Here is a 15,890-nt window from a genome sequence, read left to right as displayed (position 1 = left end):
ATGTCATGGAACTGCGGAGCCTGATGGTGCCCGCGGCCGACGGGGTGGCCCGGATCGTGCGGGGCGTCCCGGACGGCCGGCTCGGCTCGCCCACGCCCTGCCCGGACTGGGACGTGCGGGCACTGCTCAACCATCTGATCCTCTGGACCGGACGGGCCGGGACCGCCGCCCGCAAGCAGCCGCCGCCCGCGCCTGGGGAGGACCACGACTTCACCGCCGAGCCCGGCTGGGCCGAGAGGTTCGCCGTCCAGGCGCGCGAGACCGCCGAGGCGTGGACCGACCCCGCCGCCTGGGAGGGCGACACCAGCCTGAGCGGAGGCGGCGGCGGCATGTCCGCCGCCTACATCGGCGGGATCGTCTTCGGCGAGTTCGTCCTGCACGGCTGGGACCTCGCCGTCGCGACCGGCCAGCACCCGGACCTGCCCGCCGACCTCGTGGAAGCCGCCCACCGGCAGCTCGTGCCGACGGCCGCGATGGCCCGCGAGTACGCCGTGTTCGGCCCCGAGGTGCCCGTCCCCGAGGAGTCCCCGCAGCTCGACCGGCTGCTCGGGCTGTCCGGCCGCGACCCAGATTGGAAGCCCTGACCTGCCGGACGCTCTAGGCTGGGAGCATGTCTTCCACGCCGTCATCCTCTCTTCCCATCCGGGTGCGCTTCGCACCGTCCCCGACCGGCATGTTCCACGTCGGAGGGGCCCGCTCGGCCCTGTTCAACTGGGCGATGGCCGAGCAGGCGGGGGGCACGCTGGTCCTGCGGATCGAGGACACCGACGCCTCCCGCAACAGCCCGGAGTGGACCGAGGGCATCATCCGGGCGCTGGCCTGGCTCGGCATGGACGGCGGCGCCTACGAGGGCCCCTACTTCCAGTCGGCCAACGCCGACAAGCACCAGGGCGCGGCCCGCACGCTCCTCGAGCAGGGGCGCGCGTACTACTGCGACTGCACCCGCGACGCCGTCATGGCCCGCACCGGCGACCAGCACAAGGGCTACGACGGCTTCTGCCGCGACCGCGGCCTGGAGCCGGGGCCGGGCCGCGCCCTGCGCTTCCGCACCCCCGACGAGGGCCAGACCACCGTCGTCGACCTGCTGCGCGGCAAGCCGGTCTTCGAGAACGCCGTGCTGGAGGACTTCGTCATCGCCCGCGCCGACGGATCGGTGACGTTCCTGCTCGCCAACGCGGTCGACGACATCAGCCAGGGCATCACCCACGTGGTCCGCGGCGAGGAGCACCTGTCCAACGCGCCCAAGCAGCAGCTGCTGTGGGAGGCGCTCGGCGCCGAGCCGCCGGTGTGGGCGCACGTCCCGGTCATCGTCAACGAGAAGCGGCAGAAGCTGTCCAAGCGGCGCGACAAGGTCGCCTTGGAGGACTACCGGGCCGAGGGCTACCTCCCCGAGGCCATGCGCAACTACCTGATGCTGCTCGGCTGGGCCCCCGCCGACGACCGCGAGATCCTCCCGTGGGACGTCATCGTCGGGGAGTTCCGGATCGACGACGTCAACACCTCGCCCGCGTTCTTCGACGTCAAGAAGCTCCGCGCGATCAACGGCGACTACATCCGGGCGCTGCCCGCCGACCGGTTCGCCGCCGAGTGCCTGCCCTTCCTGGAGGACGCCCCGTTCGAGGCCGACCCGGAGGTGTTCGCCCTGCTCGCCCCGCTGGCGCAGACCCGCGTCGCGGTGCTGTCGGAGATCGTGCCGATGGTCGACTTCGCCTTCCTCGACGAGCCGCCCTACGACGAGCAGTCCTGGCGGAAGGCGATGAAGGAGCCCGCCGCCGAGATCCTCGCCGCCGCCGAGGACGCCTATCGCGACGCGCCGTGGCGCGCCGACGAGCTCAAGGACCGGCTCGAGGCCGTCGGTACCGCGCGCGGCCTCAAGCTCGGCAAGACCCAGGCCCCGGTCCGCGTCGCCGTCACCGGCCGCACGGTGGGCCTGCCGCTGTTCGAGTCCCTGGAGATCCTCGGCCGCGAGCGCACCCTGGCCCGCCTCGCCGCCGCCCGCGCGAAGCTCGCCGCGTCCTGACGCGACCGCCCCGGACCCGGGGCGGGGGTGGCCATCACGACCGCCTCGCCCCCGGGCCGGGTCACGGACGCCGCGGGGCGGCGTCCCGGGCCGTCAGAGCCCCGGGTCCTCTGAAGGGCCGAGCACCGAGCGCAGGTCGCCGAGCCGCTGCTCCAGCTCGTCGTATTCGGGCCGGAGCGCGGGCGGGATCCGCTTGGCCACCGTGTCGGCCTGCTCCTGCACCGCCGCCAGCCGGGTGAGGACCTCGGGGGCCTCGCCCGGCCGGACACCGCTCGCCCCGCCCCTCCCGCCGGACGGGCCGTCGCCGTCCCGCGACTGCAACAGCGCCGCCTGCTCGCGGAGCAGGGCCGCCTGCTCGCGCAGCAGCGTCGTCTGGTCGCGCAGCTGCTTGTTCTTGTTGTGCAGCTCCACGAACACCGACACCTTGGCGCGCAGCACCCACGGGTCGAAGGGCTTGGAGATGAAGTCGACCGCGCCCGCCGCGTAGCCGCGGAAGGCGTAGTCGGGATCGCTGTTGACGGCCGTGAGGAAGATGATCGGCAGATCGCGGGTCTTCTTGCGGCGCTTGATGTCGCGGGCGGTCTCGAAGCCGTCCATCCCGGGCATGACGACGTCCAGCAGGATGACCGCGTACTCGTCGGTGAGCAGCGCCTTCAGCGCCTCCTCGCCCGAGCGGGCCCGGACCAGGTCCTGATCGAGCGAGCTGAGGATGGCCTCCAGCGCGATGAGGTTCTCATCGCGATCATCCACCAGCAGGATCTTCGCCTTGTCGTCCACGCGCGCTATCTCTCCGATCCCAATACGGCCCGCAGGCCATCGCCGGGCAGCGGGCCCACGGGTGACCTTACTGTCCGCGCTCCTCCCGTCTCAGCGGACGATGGAGGGTTGCAGCCAGTTCCGCATGACGTCAAGAAGATGGTCCACGTCGATGGGCTTGGGGACGTAGTCCGACGCGCCGGACTCCAGGCTCTTCTCCCGGTCGCCCTTCATCACCTTCGCCGTGATCACGATGATCGGCAGCTCGGCGAACTGCGGCATCTCGCGGATCGCCGCGGTGGTCGCGTAGCCGTCCAGCCCCGGCATCATCACGTCCATTAGCACCAGCGCCACGTCGGGGTTGCGGTGCAGCACGTCGATACCGGCCCGGCCGTCCTCGGCGTACAGCACCTCCATCCCGTACCCCTCCAGCACGCTGGTCAGCGCGAACACGTTGCGGACGTCGTCGTCGACGATGAGCACCTTGCGGCCCGACAGCATCGTGTCGAGGAAGTCGGCGGGCGGCTCTTCGATCAGCCCGTTCAGCTCCGGCTCGGCCTTGCCCGGACGGTCGGCGGGCTTGGCCTGCCGGTCGGCCGGCAGCGCCGCCTCCATCGACGGCCGCGCCGTGCTCGGGGCGATGCCACGCATCCCGGCCGGCATGAGGCCGGGCGCGTCCGCGGCGCCGACGGCCTCGTCCATCGGCAGCGTCGAGCGCCGCCGTCCGTCCGGCTCGGTGTACTGGGCGGGCAGGAACAGCGTGAACACGCTGCCCCGGCCGGGCTCGCTCTCGGCGTGGATCTCGCCGCCCAGCAGCCGCGCGATGTTGCGGCTGATGGACAGGCCGAGGCCGGTCCCGCCGTAGCGGCGGCTGGTGGTGCCGTCGGCCTGCTGGAACGCCTCGAAGATGACCTGGAGCTTGTCGGCGCTCACCCCGATACCGGTGTCGATCACCCGGAAGGCGATCACGTCCGGGGTGTTCCACAGCACCGGCAGGGTGAAGTCGATCTCACCGGCCCGCTCGATCCGGAGCCGCACCTCGCCCTCGCCGGTGAACTTCACCGCGTTCGACAGCAGGTTGCGCAGCACCTGCTGAAGCCGCTGCTCGTCGGTGTTGAGCGTGGCCGGCACGTCCGGCGCCACCTCCACGCTGAAGCTCAGCCCCTTGTCGACCGACAGCGGGCGGAACGTCGCCTCGACGTAGTCGACCAGCGCCGCGACCGACAGCCGCTGCGGGTGCAGCTCCATCTTCCCGGCCTCGACCTTGGCCAGGTCCAGGATGTCGTTGATCAGCTCCAGCAGGTCGGTGCCCGAGTCGTGGATGGTCTGCGCGAACTCGACCTGCTTGTCGGTCAGGTTCCCGCCGGGGTTCTCCGACAGCAGCTTGGCCAGCACCAGCAGGCTGTTGAGCGGGGTGCGCAGCTCGTGCGACATGTTCGCCAGGAACTCCGACTTGTACCGCGAGGAGATCGCGAGCTGCTCGGCCCGCTCCTCCAGCGTGCGCCGCGCCTGCTCGATCTGGAAGTTCTGGATCTCGATGGCCCGGTTCTGCTGGGCCAGCAGCGCCGCCTTCTCCTCCAACTCGGTGTTGGAGTGCCGCAGCTCGCCCTGCTGGCGCTGGAGCTCGTCGGACCGTTCCTGGAGCTCCTGGGCCAGCCGCTGCGACTCGGCCAGCAGCGCCTCGGTGCGGGTGTTGGCGCGGATCGCGTTGAGCGTGACCCCGATGGTCTCGATCAGCTGGCTGAAGAACGCCAGATGGACGTCGGTGAACCGGCTGAACGAGGCCAGCTCGATCGCGCCGAGCACGCTGTCCTCGAACACGATCGGCAGCACGATGATGTTGACCGGGGCCGCCTCGCCGAGCCCCGAACCGATCTTGACGTAGTCGGCGGGCGCGTCGGCGATCAGAATCGTCCGGCGCTCCTGCGCGGCCTGCCCGACCAGCCCCTCGCCCAGCGCGAACCGCGCCGCGCCGGTGCGGCTCTTGCGGCTGCCGTACCCGGAGATCAGGACCAGCTCGGTCTCCTCGCCGGTGTTCTCGGCGAGGTAGAACGCGCCGTACTGGGCGCTGGCCGTCGGGGTCAGCTCCCGCATGATCAGCTCGGCCACCTGGAGCAGGTCGCGATGGCCCTGCATGAGCCCGCCGATCCGGGCCAGGTTGGTCTTGAGCCAGTCCTGCTCGTCGTTGGCGCGGGTGGTCTCGCGCAGCGTGGCGACCATCAGGTTGACGTTGTCCTTGAGCTCGGCGACCTCGCCGCGCGCCTCGACCGAGATGAACCGGGTCAGGTCGCCGGTGGCGACCGCGCTCGCCACCTCGCCGATCGCCCGCACCTGGGTGGTCAGGTTGCCGGCCAGCTCGTTCACGCTCTCGGTCAGCCGCTTCCAGGTGCCCGACACGCCCTCGACCTCGGCCTGCCCGCCGAGCCGGCCCTCGCTGCCGACCTCCCGGGCGACGCGGGTGACCTCGGAGGCGAACGACGACAGCGTGTCGACCATCGTGTTCAGCGTGGTCTTCAGCTCCAGGATCTCGCCCTGTGCGTTGACGTCGATGCGCCGGGTCAGGTCGCCGTGCGCCACCGCCGTCGCGACCTGGGCGATGTTGCGGACCTGGTAGGTCAGGTTGGACGCCATCCCGTTGACGTTGTCGGTGAGGTCCTTCCACATCCCGCCAGCGCCCGGGACGCGGGCCTGGCCGCCGAGGCGTCCCTCGGTGCCGACCTCGCGGGCGACCCGGCTGACTTCATCGGCGAAGGCCGACAGGGTGTCGACCATCGTGTTGATGGTGTCCTTGAGCTGGAGGATCTCGCCCTGCGCGTCGACGGCGATCTTCTTGGTCAGGTCGCCCTGCGCGACGGCGGTCGTGACCTGCGCGATCCCGCGGACCTGGACGGTGAGGTTGTTGGCCATGCCGTTGACGTTGTCGGTGAGGTCCTTCCAGACCCCGCTCACCCCGTGCAGCTTCGTCTGGCCGCCGAGGCGTCCCTCGGTGCCGACCTCGCGGGCGACCCGGGTCACCTCGCCCGCGAAGGCCGACAGGGTGTCGACCATCTGGTTCACGGTGTCCTTGAGCTGGAGGATCTCGCCCTGCGCGTTGACCGTGATCTTCTTGGTCAGGTCGCCCTGCGCCACCGCGGTGGTGACCTGGGCGATGTTGCGGACCTGGTAGGTCAGGTTGGACGCCATCCCGTTGACGTTGTCGGTCAGGTCCTTCCACACCCCGGCGCCGCCCGGGACGCGGGCCTGCCCGCCGAGGCGTCCCTCGGTGCCGACCTCGCGGGCGACCCGGCTGACCTCGTCGGCAAAGGCCGACAGGGTGTCGACCATCTGGTTCACGGTGTCCTTGAGCTGGAGGATCTCGCCCTGCGCGTCCACCGTGATCTTCTTGCCGAGGTCGCCCTCCGCGACGGCGGTGGTGACCTGGGCGATGTTGCGGACCTGGTAGGTCAGGTTGTTGGCCATCGCGTTGACGTTGTCGGTGAGGTCCTTCCAGACCCCGCTGACGCCCCGCACGTTGGCCTGGCCGCCCAGCTGCCCCTCGGTGCCGACCTCGCGGGCGACCCGGGTGACCTCGTCGGCGAACGCCGAGAGCTGGTCGACCATCGTGTTCACGGTGAGCTTGAGCTCCTGGAGTTCACCGGTCGCCTCCACCGTCACCTTGCGGGTCAGGTCGCCCTTGGCGACCGACGTGGTGACCTCGGCGATGTCGCGGACCTGCGCGGTCAGCCGGCTGGCCATCACGTTCACCGCGGCCGTCACGTCCCGCCACCGGCCGGTCATGCCGCGCTGGGTGGCCTGCCCGCCGAGCCGGCCCTCGGTGCCGACCTCCCGGGCGAACTGGGTGACCTCCCAGGTGAACCCGTCGAGCAGCTCCACCATCCCGTTGACCGACTTGGCCATCCGCAGCAGCTCGCCGCGCATCGGTCGGCCGCGGACCCGCAGCTCGACCCGCTGGCTCAGGTCGCCGGCCGCGACCGCCTCCACCACCTGCGCCATCCCGGTGGCCAGCTCGGTCAGCTTGTCGATGATCGCGTTGGCGTCCTCCGCGGCCGCCGCCCAGGTGCCCTGGAGCACCCCCGGCGTCAGCCTGCCCCGGAGCTGGCCCTCCCGGCCGATCTCGCGGCGGACCCGGCTCAGCCCGGAGGTCAGCTGCTCGCCGTTCTCCCGGATCTCCTCCAGGAGCGCGGCGGCCTCCGCCACGGCGCCCTCGCCGGGAACCTTCAGCTCCGCGCGGGCCTTGCCGTCCCGCACCGCCACGAGCGCCTTGAGCAGTGGTTCGAGGTCGGCGTCGCTGTAGCGCGGAGCGGTGTCGCGGGACCCGCCGCCGATGCGGCGGGACCGAGACGCGGTACGGGGCATTCTGTTCATCCTCCTGGCCCGCGATGAGTGGGTACCCGGAATCCACGGACACCTTGGTAGGGCTGCATCAGTACTCTACGTTGCCCTGGAGCCCCGGCCCCGACCGTGCACGGGACGTAACGGGCAAGGGGCAGGGTCCTGCGCTTGTAGCCTTCGTGTTACGGTCTGTCGTGTTGTGGTGGCGGACCCGCCGATATCCGGCCCCGGAGGGTGCCTTCCCCCCGGGGAGGCGGCCCGAGGCCATCGGCGGGAGGGCCCGGCAGCCCGCCCGGACCGGTCCGGCCACGGTGACATGCGCCTCCATGTGGCGGCGCGGTCCGGTTTCTCCTGGCCGAGCGGTCGACCGGTCTGCCACGATAGCCGGGCCCTGGTAAACGACGCTTTCGAATGAGGGACGACAGTTGGATCGGCAGACGGTGTCGGCCACCTTCCCGTCCACCGCCGCCGCGGTGGCGGACGCGCGCCGCTTCGTCCGGCGGGTGCTCGCGGACTGGAACGCCGACGATGCCGCCGACGACGCCATCCTGGCCACCAGCGAGCTGGCCACCAACGCCGTCGCCTACGCAGGCACCTCCTTCGAGGTCACCTGCCACCTGGGCGACGGCGAGATCCAGATCGAGGTCCGGGACCGGCACCCCACCCGCACCATCGAGATGCCCGGCGTGACCGCCTCCAGCGGGCGCGGCCTGCCCTCCATCGCGCGCCTCGCCGCGTCCTGGGGCGTCTCCTACGACAACCGCACCAAGGGCGTGTGGTTCCGACTGCCCCGCCCCGCCGCAGCCAACGGCACCGCAGCCCAGGCCTCCGGCACGGCCGGGACGCCTGAGCGCCCCGTCGGCGGCGCCCAGGCCGGGGCGCCCGCGGGTGCCGACGGGACCACCCGCACCGCCGAACGGATCCTCGGCCCGCGCGCGGCGGCCGAGCCCCGCACCGCCTCCCGTACGGCCGCCGAGGGGCGGCTCGGCGGCGGCGACGCCCGGACGGGCGGCGAGGCCCCCGCCGAGGTGCCGGCGGCGGGCGACAAGCTGCTGCGCTCCCCGGTGGCCCGCGAGTCCATGGAGGACGCCGTCACCGCCGTCCGCGAGGTCCTCGGCGCCGACGGCGCGGCCGTCCTGCTGACCGAGCGCGACGGCCGGCTGATCATGGGCGCCTCGGCCGGGCTGCCCGAGGAGGTCCCGCTCGGCGAGCTGTCGGTGGTCAGCCTCGGCCCGCACGCCCGGGCCGGCTCGCCGTGGGTCTCCACCGACACCTCCGACCCGCTCGCCGCCGCCCTGCGCGCCAGGTCGCTGGCCGCCGCCCCGCTGGAGTCCCAGGGCCGCCTCACCGGACTGGTCGTCGCGGTGGCCGCCGCCCCCGGCCGCTTCGACGAGGCCGACGGCGCCCGGCTCGGCCGGCTGGCCGACGAGATGTCGCTCTCTCTGGAGAAGGCCAGGGTGGGTGAGCTGGAACGGTCCTGGCGGGGCTGGCTCAGCTTCGTCGCCGAGGCCAGCGACCTGCTCGCCGGCACCCTTGACCAGGAGCGCACGATGGCCCTGGTCGCGCAGCTCGTCGTCCCCCGGCTGGCGTCCTGGTGCGCCGTCTACACCGTCACCGACGCCGACGCCGTCCGGCTCGCCTACGTGTGGCACGCCGACGAGACCCTCGCCGACGGGCTCCGCGACCTGCTCGACCACGCCGAGGCCACCCCGCCCACCGACGCCCCCGGCCCCTGGAACGGCCCCGCCACCGCGCCCGTGCAGTACCGGGCCGCGGCCGGTCCCACCGCCAACGACCAGGCGTACGCGTTCCCGCTCATCGCCCGGGGCCGCCGGATCGGCGCGATCGTCATCGGCCGCCCCGCCGGCGACCGGTTCCCGCGCAGCGCGGTCGAACTCGCCGAGGAGCTGAGCCGCCGCGCCGCCCTCGCCGTCGACAACGCCCGGTTGTTCTCCGCCCAGACCGCGATGAGCAGCGCTTTGCAGCGCAGCCTGCTGCCGCCCGCCATTCCCGACATCCCGGGACTCGAGGTCGCGGTGGTCTACGAGCCCGCCGGCGAGGGCAGCGAGGTCGGCGGCGACTTCTACGACGTCTTCGAGAGCGTCGCCGGCCGGGCCGCCCCGGCCCCCGTGCCCCGCTGGCGCTTCGCCATCGGCGACGTGTGCGGCACCGGCCCGGAGGCCGCGGCCGTCACCGGCCTCGCCCGGCACGCCCTGCGCATCCTGGCCGCCGAGGACATGTCCGTCCCCGGCGTCCTCACCCGGCTCAACCGGCTGATCCTCGGCGAGGGCGAGCGGGGCCGGCTGCTCACCCTGCTGCACGGCGAGATCACGCCCCGGGCCCGCCGCGACGGGGTCACGATCAGGCTGACCAGCGCGGGCCATCCGCCGCCGCTGCTGCTCGACCCCGACGGCGGGGTGCGCGAGGCCGCCACCCCGCAGCCGCTGCTCGGCGTGTTCGACGGCGTCGACTTCCACACCGACACCGTCCAGCTCCGCCGGGGCGAGGTGCTGCTGTGCGTGACCGACGGCGTCACCGAGCGCCGCTCCGGCACCCGCCTCCTCGGCGACGGGCACGGCCTCGAACGGCTGCTGGCCGGCTGCACCGGGCTCAGCGCGGGAGCGGTGGCCGCGCGGATCCAGCGCGCGGTCCGCGACTTCGGCCCCGAACCCTCGAACGACGACGTTGCTCTCATAGTTCTCCGGGCATCATGATGGAGACCGACAATCGGTAAGGTGGGGTGGCGTGGGGCTTGCCTTGCACACGACACGACAGGACGGCCGCGCGACGATCGCCGCGCGCGGCTCGATCGACCTGCACTCCTCCGACGAGCTGCGGTCGCGGTTGACCGAGCTCGTCGACGCGGGCGAGCGGTCCGTGGTCGTCGACCTCACGGCGGTCGACTTCTGCGACTCCTCCGGTCTCAACGTCCTGGTCCGGGCCTACAAGCACGCCCGGGCGCAGAACGCCTCACTGACGGTCACCGGCGCCTACGGCCGGGTCGAGAACGTCCTGCGGACCACCGGGCTCGACCGTTTCCTCATCGGCGGTCCCACCGAAGGAGTGAGCTGATGGGCGGCGACCCGACGGCGTGCGGCGAGCGGGCGGAGTGACCGGCCCGATGACCGAGACCACGCTGCGCGCGGCCCCGCAGACCGAGGCGGTCGAGTACGCCCGCAGGCTCGCCGCCCGCACTATGCGCACCTGGGCGCTGATGGAGCGCGAGGAGCTCGTCACCGCCATCGTGGCCGAGCTCGTCGCCAACGCCGTCCGGCACGCGGGCACCGCGCTCGAGCTGCGCCTGCTGCGCGCTCAGGGCCGGGTCCGGGTGGAGGTCCGCGACCGCGCCGCCCAGCTGCCCAGGCTCACCGTCCCCGGCCCGCTCGACGAGTCGCACCGCGGGCTGTTCATCGTCGACCGGTTCGCCACCTCCTGGGGCGCCGACCCGGTCACTGGTGGCAAGGTCGTCTGGGCCGAGGTCACCATCTGATCCCACGCTCCCGGGACGCTGGTCTCCCGGGACGACGCCCCGGCGCACCCGCGCCCGGCGGTGCCGTCTCCGGGTGAACGTGCGGGCCCGTGTCGCTCTCCCCGGCGCGGGGGCGAGCGGCACGGGCCCGTTCGTCACTGGTCCCGGAGCGTCACCGGTCGTCGAGCGGCACCGGCTCCCGCCTCACTGGGTCTTGCGGTACAGCTCGGCCACCATGAAGGCCAGGTCGAGCGACTGCCCGCGGTTGAGCCGCGGGTCGCACGCCGTCTCGTAGCGCTGGTGCAGGTCGTCCTCGACGATCGGGGAGCCGCCGCCGACGCACTCGGTGACGTCGTCGCCGGTGAACTCGATGTGGATGCCGCCCGGGTGCGTGCCGAGCGCCCGGTGCACCTCGAAGAACCCGGCCACCTCGTCGAGCACGTCGTCCAGCCGGCGCGTCTTGTGCCCGCTCGGGGCCTCGAAGGTGTTGCCGTGCATCGGGTCGCAGATCCAGGCCACCGGGGCGCCGCTGCGGTGCACCTTCTCGATCAGCGGCGGCAGCACGTCGCGGATCCTCCCGGCGCCCATCCGGGTGATGAAGGTCAGCCGGCCGGGCTCGCGCTCGGGGTTGAGCCGGTCGATCAGCGCCAGCGCGTCGTCGGCGGTGGTCGTCGGCCCGAGCTTCACCCCGATCGGGTTGCGGATGTGCCGCAGGAACTCCACGTGCGCGCCGTCGAGCTGCCGGGTGCGCTCGCCGAGCCACAGGAAGTGCGCCGACACGTCGTACGGTTTGCCGCTGAGGCTGTCGATGCGGGTCAGGGCCCGCTCGTAGTCCAGCAGCAGCGCCTCGTGGCTGGAGTAGAACTCCACCCCGTGGAACTCGTCGGGATTGGCCCCGCACGCCTTCATGAAGGTCAGCGCCCGGTCGATCTCCCCGGCCACCTGCTCGTAGCGGCGGCCCGCCGGGCTCTGCGCCACGAAGTCGCGGTTCCAGGCGTGCACCTGCCGCAGGTCGGCGTAGCCGCCCTTGGTGAACGCCCGGCACAGGTTCAGCGTGACCGCCGAGCAGTGGTAGGCCTTGAGCAGCCGGTTCGGATCGTTCCGGCGGGACGCCTCGGTGAAGTCGAGGCCGTTGACCGCGTCGCCGCGGTAGGCGGGCAGCTCCAGGCCGCCGTGCGACTCCAGCGGCTTGGACCGGGGCTTGGCGAACTGCCCCGCCATCCGCCCGATCTTCACCACCGGCACGCTGGCGGCGTAGGTGAGCACGACCGCCATCTGGAGGAGGGTCTTGAGCTTGTTCCGGACGGCGTCGGCCGTGGAACCGGCGAACGTCTCCGCGCAGTCGCCGCCCTGGAGGACGAACGCCTCACCCAGGGCGACCTCGGCGAGCCGGTCCTTGAGCTGGTCGCATTCGCCCGCGAAGACCAGCGGGGGCTGCGCGGCGAGCTCCGCGACGACCGCGCGCAGCTCGGCGGGGTCGTCCCAGTCGGGTTGCTGAAGGGCGGGGAGGGCGCGCCAGGCGTCGAGCTCCCCAGTGACGTTCGATGTACTCACAGTCCACAAGGCTATGACACGCTCCGCCGTGCGGCACTATCCGCGTGACATGGGGGGAACCGGTCCGGTCCGGTCCGGACCGGTTCCACTCGTTCAGGCCGCCCTGCTCCCGGCGGCGGCGCGCTCCCGCTCTCGTTCCTCGGCGGCCGGTGCCGGTGCGCCCGCGAGCGCCCGGCGCCCGGCGAGGTCGGTCTCCCCAGCGAGCTGCCGGAGCCGCCGCAGCGATCGGTCGGTGATCTGCCGCACCCGATTGTGGCTCAGGTTGTAGCGGACCCCGATCTGCGCGTACGAGAGCGGCTGTCCGTTGTCCATGCCGAACCGGGCCCGGACGATCGCCGCCTCACGTTCGGGGAGCCGGTCCAGCAGCCTGGACAGGCCCTCCAGATCGTCCAGGGCGACCACCTCGGCCTCGGGCGTCACCGCGTCCGGGTCCTGGAGCAGGTCGCCCATCGGCGTCTCCCCGGCGTCGTCGACGGTCGCGTCCAGGCTCGCCGGGTCGCGCCGCCAGCGCAGCAGCTCGTCGACGTGCTCGGGCTCGGCGCCGACCGACCCGGCCAGTTCCTCGCGGCTGGGCTCGCGGCCGAGCTCGCGGCTGAGCTGCCGTTCGGCGCGGCGCAGCCGGGACAGCTCCTCTTCCACGTGCACCGGCAGCCGGATCGTGCGGGCGGTGTGGCTCAGCCCCCGGCCGATGGCCTGCCGGATCCACCAGGTCGCGTATGTGGAGAACTTGAAGCCGCGGCGGTAGTCGAACTTCTCCACCGCGCGCATCAGGCCCAGATTGCCTTCTTGAATGAGGTCGATGAGGGGCAGCGAGTCGGTCGGGTACTTGCGGGCGATCGAGACCACGAGGCGCAGGTTGGCCTCGACGAAGCGCTGCTTGGCGCGCAGCCCCGCCGAGACCAGGTCCTCCAGCTCCTCGCGGCTCGCGCCCTTGGGCACGGTCCCCTCGTCGAGCAGCTGTTCGGCGTACAGGCCCCCCTCGATCGCCTTCGCCAGATCGACCTCTTCGTGCGCGTCGAGCAGAGGCGTACGGCCGATCCGGTCGAGGTACGCCCCGACCAGGTCCTTGTCGGGGGCGTCGACCCTGTCGCCCTTGATACGGGTTGCAGCCATCCTGACCCTTCTCCGGTGCGATCTCCCTAAGAGGACAACGTCTAATTACCGCTCTGTGATTCCCGATTCGGGAATACTGCGACGCTGACAGCGGCTCTACCCGTTCTGATACCCCGACCGAGGAGAAAATGACATGGCGACGGTCACACTGACCGCGGAGAACTTCGACCAGGTCGCGCAGGGCACGGGCATCGTCCTGGTGGACTTCTGGGCCTCCTGGTGCGGCCCGTGCCGCCGATTCGCCCCGATCTTCGAGAAGTCGGCGGCCAAGCACGACGACATCGTCTTCGCCAAGGTCGACACCGAGGCCCAGCCGGCGCTGTCGGAGCGGTTCGGGATCGCCTCGATCCCCACGCTGATGGCGATCCGCGACGGCGTCATCGTCTTCGCCGAGCCGGGGGCGCTGCCCGACACCATGCTGGAGAACGTGATCGAGCAGGTGCGGGGCCTCGACATGGAGGACGTCCGCAGCCGCCTGGAGTCCTGACCGGCCCGCCCGGCCGCGGGCACGGGTGCCGGCGTGTGTACATCGGATGGCCGTCCGGGGGCTTCGGCAGCGTTCCGCCCCGCCATGGTCGATGATGGAACGATGCTCGCCGACGTCGTCCACTACCTGGTGTGCCCGGTGTGCGGTGCCGGCCTCGCGTTGGAGGAACGCGGGCTCCGCTGCGCCGAGGGGCACACCTTCGACATCGCCAAGCAGGGGTACGCGAACCTCCTGCCAGGCAACGCCCGTCCCGGCACGGCCGACACCCCCGAGATGGTGCGCGCCCGCGACCGGTTCCTCGGGGCCGGGCATTTCGCAGCGCCCACCGACCTGCTGGCCGACCGCGTGTCCGCCCGGCTGGACGGCAAGGCGTGCGTCCTGGACGCGGGTGCCGGCACGGGTCACTACCTGAGCGCGGTCCTCGACCGCGCGCCGTCGGCGGTCGGCCTGGCACTCGACATCTCCAAGCACGCGGCGCGCAGAGCGGCGCGTGCCCATCCCCGGGCCGGGGCAGTGGTCGCGGACCTGTGGCGTCCACTCCCGGTCCGCGACGGCGCGGCCGACGCGATCGTGAACGTCTTCGCCCCGCGCAACGCGGCCGAGTTCCATCGGGTGCTCGATCCGCAGGGAGCCCTCTACACGGTCACGCCGTCGCCGCGTCACCTCGGCTCGCTCGTGGAGCCACTCGGCATCCTGTCGGTGGACGAGCAGAAGACCGCGCGCACCGACGCGGCGGTCGCCGGCTACTTCACGCTCGACGCGCGCGAGGAGCTGGAGAGCGAAGCGCTCCTCACACACGAGGAGACCGCGACGCTGGTCGGCATGGGCCCCAGCGCGCACCACGTCCCGGACGAACTGCTCCGGGAACGGCTGGCGTCACTACCGGACCCGCTTCCGGTGCCGCTGTCCTTCGTCCTATCGGTTTTCCGCAGGCTCGACTAGTACGGGTGGCTGCGCGGGAGCGGGGGAGTCCAGCGACAGTTCGAGCATCACCTGGAGAACCTCGCCGGGCGACACGAGGTCCTCGGCGCCTGAGAGGCCGAACGGCGGACGGCGGAACACCACCGAGACAGACCGGGCCGTACCGCCGAACAGGACGCGCTGTAGCGCCTGTCCCACGCGGAGCCAGTCGGAACGGGAGTCCCCAGCGGTCGTGAGCACCGCGCGCTGCGCGCCCTCTCCCGGCAGAAGGCGCAAGGACGCCCCTTCGAGCCGTGCCGCCTCACCGAGTTCGTTCAGGAAGGGAAGGCCGGGTCCTGCCATCCGAGGGCTCTGCCCTGCCCGGCCTGTCGCCACCGAGGTCGAGAACGCCCGTGCCGCCGCCGAATACGGCCGCAGCGTCACCGCGTAAGTCGCCGCGTACGGGAGCCTCTTGGATCGCGTCACGCGGTGAGGTTCCGCCAGCCTGACGGTCGCGAGCAGCGTCCGGCGGCCGGGGTCGGGAAGATGCCGGACGACCGCCTCATGCCCGAGCTGCGCGGCGGCGAGCCGGAGCGCGGGACGGTCCGATGGCCCCAGCCCCGGCGCCCGGGAAGGGGCGCCTCTCGGCGAGGCCGACCGAACCGTACCGCGCGGTGACCTGGCCCATATAGCGCGTGAACTGGGCCGACCTGGTGTCAGGCGCGGCGTGAACGTCGCCGGGCGCCGGCGGACACGGACAGGGAATTCGGAGCGCGCGAGCCCCGATTTGACGCTTTCGGAGAGCGCATTTAATGTTCTCAATGCCCCGAGGGATGCGGGACGCCGAGAGGCGGACGGCCCCGGGGAGACCAGCTCGGTAAATCGGTTCGAGCCTCGCTCGGACTGATGTACGATGAGAAGGTCAGCCCGGAACGGGATGCAGGACGCCGCAAGGTGGCCGGCCCGGTGGGCGCCCCCGGTACATCGAGTCGCAGGCTTCGGTCTGTGTGGTTGGTGTGTGGGGATCGGGTGATTCTTGACCGTCGAAAAAGATCTTCGGATCTGGACTTGACAGCCGGGAAGATCCTGGTAAGTTAGAAGGGTTGCCCCGGAGTGAGGCCCGCGAGAGTGGGTGGAGCGCGGTGGGTGTCCGTTTCTTGAGAACTCAACAGCGTGTTAAAAGCCAGTGCCTTAATCGGTTCGGTCATTAGTTGGCTGGACCACCCCGTGCCACTGTCCTTCGGGTTGGTGGCAGGGAT

General features: G+C 72.0%; 11 protein-coding genes. 7 read left to right on the top strand and 4 right to left on the bottom strand.

From position 1 onward, the window contains the following. Positions 1–5 precede the first annotated feature (5 nt). Positions 6–584, top strand: a complete 579-nt coding sequence (locus QP090_RS00055) for a TIGR03086 family metal-binding protein (RefSeq protein WP_285936312.1) — start codon at positions 6–8, stop codon at positions 582–584. 26 nt (positions 585–610) lie between these two features. Then, positions 611–2,020: a glutamate--tRNA ligase gene (gene gltX / locus QP090_RS00050; protein WP_285936311.1), complete on the top strand. Its 1,410-nt coding sequence runs from the start codon at positions 611–613 to the stop codon at positions 2,018–2,020. A gap of 93 nt (positions 2,021–2,113) precedes the next feature. Here the strand turns inward: gltX and QP090_RS00045 are convergent, their stop codons facing one another. Further along, entirely contained in the window at positions 2,114–2,797 is a 684-nt protein-coding gene (locus tag QP090_RS00045) for a response regulator (protein ID WP_285936310.1), read from the bottom strand. Between the two features lie 90 nt (positions 2,798–2,887). Then, the gene (locus QP090_RS00040; RefSeq protein ID WP_285936309.1) at positions 2,888–7,132 is read right to left on the bottom strand and encodes a HAMP domain-containing protein; all 4,245 of its coding nucleotides are present in this window, start codon (positions 7,130–7,132) and stop codon (positions 2,888–2,890) included. Between the two features lie 401 nt (positions 7,133–7,533). Here QP090_RS00040 and QP090_RS00035 point away from each other — a divergent pair, with 401 nt between their 5' ends. Genes QP090_RS00035 through QP090_RS00025 form a run of 3 tightly spaced genes read left to right on the top strand, consistent with a single transcriptional unit; the run spans position 7,534 to position 10,598 of the window. Then, positions 7,534–9,822 (top strand): SpoIIE family protein phosphatase, encoded by a 2,289-nt coding sequence (locus tag QP090_RS00035; RefSeq protein WP_285936308.1) that lies wholly within the window; start codon positions 7,534–7,536, stop codon positions 9,820–9,822. A gap of 43 nt (positions 9,823–9,865) precedes the next feature. Further along, a complete protein-coding gene (locus QP090_RS00030) occupies positions 9,866–10,180 on the top strand; it encodes an STAS domain-containing protein (protein ID WP_285936307.1) in 315 nt (104 codons plus the stop codon). A 49-nt stretch (positions 10,181–10,229) separates the two neighbouring features. Next, positions 10,230–10,598: an ATP-binding protein gene (locus QP090_RS00025; protein WP_285936306.1), complete on the top strand. Its 369-nt coding sequence runs from the start codon at positions 10,230–10,232 to the stop codon at positions 10,596–10,598. A gap of 183 nt (positions 10,599–10,781) precedes the next feature. Here the strand turns inward: QP090_RS00025 and QP090_RS00020 are convergent, their stop codons facing one another. Both QP090_RS00020 and QP090_RS00015 read right to left on the bottom strand, forming a co-directional pair. After that, the gene (locus tag QP090_RS00020) at positions 10,782–12,131 is read right to left on the bottom strand and encodes a class II 3-deoxy-7-phosphoheptulonate synthase (protein ID WP_285936305.1); all 1,350 of its coding nucleotides are present in this window, start codon (positions 12,129–12,131) and stop codon (positions 10,782–10,784) included. 93 nt (positions 12,132–12,224) lie between these two features. Then, positions 12,225–13,244: a sigma-70 family RNA polymerase sigma factor gene (locus QP090_RS00015; RefSeq protein WP_285936304.1), complete on the bottom strand. Its 1,020-nt coding sequence runs from the start codon at positions 13,242–13,244 to the stop codon at positions 12,225–12,227. Positions 13,245–13,377: 133 nt separating this feature from the next. Here QP090_RS00015 and trxA point away from each other — a divergent pair, with 133 nt between their 5' ends. Then, positions 13,378–13,731, top strand: a complete 354-nt coding sequence (gene trxA / locus QP090_RS00010; RefSeq protein WP_285936303.1) for a thioredoxin — start codon at positions 13,378–13,380, stop codon at positions 13,729–13,731. Positions 13,732–13,815: 84 nt separating this feature from the next. Then, on the top strand, positions 13,816–14,673 hold the full coding sequence (locus QP090_RS00005) for a putative RNA methyltransferase (RefSeq protein WP_285936302.1): 858 nt from the start codon (positions 13,816–13,818) through the stop codon (positions 14,671–14,673). The last annotated feature ends 1,217 nt before the right edge of the window (positions 14,674–15,890 follow it).

The organism is Actinomadura xylanilytica, from assembly GCF_030283145.1.
Taxonomy (GTDB): domain Bacteria; phylum Actinomycetota; class Actinomycetes; order Streptosporangiales; family Streptosporangiaceae; genus Spirillospora; species Spirillospora xylanilytica.
This window is presented reverse-complemented; position numbering and strand designations above follow the sequence as displayed.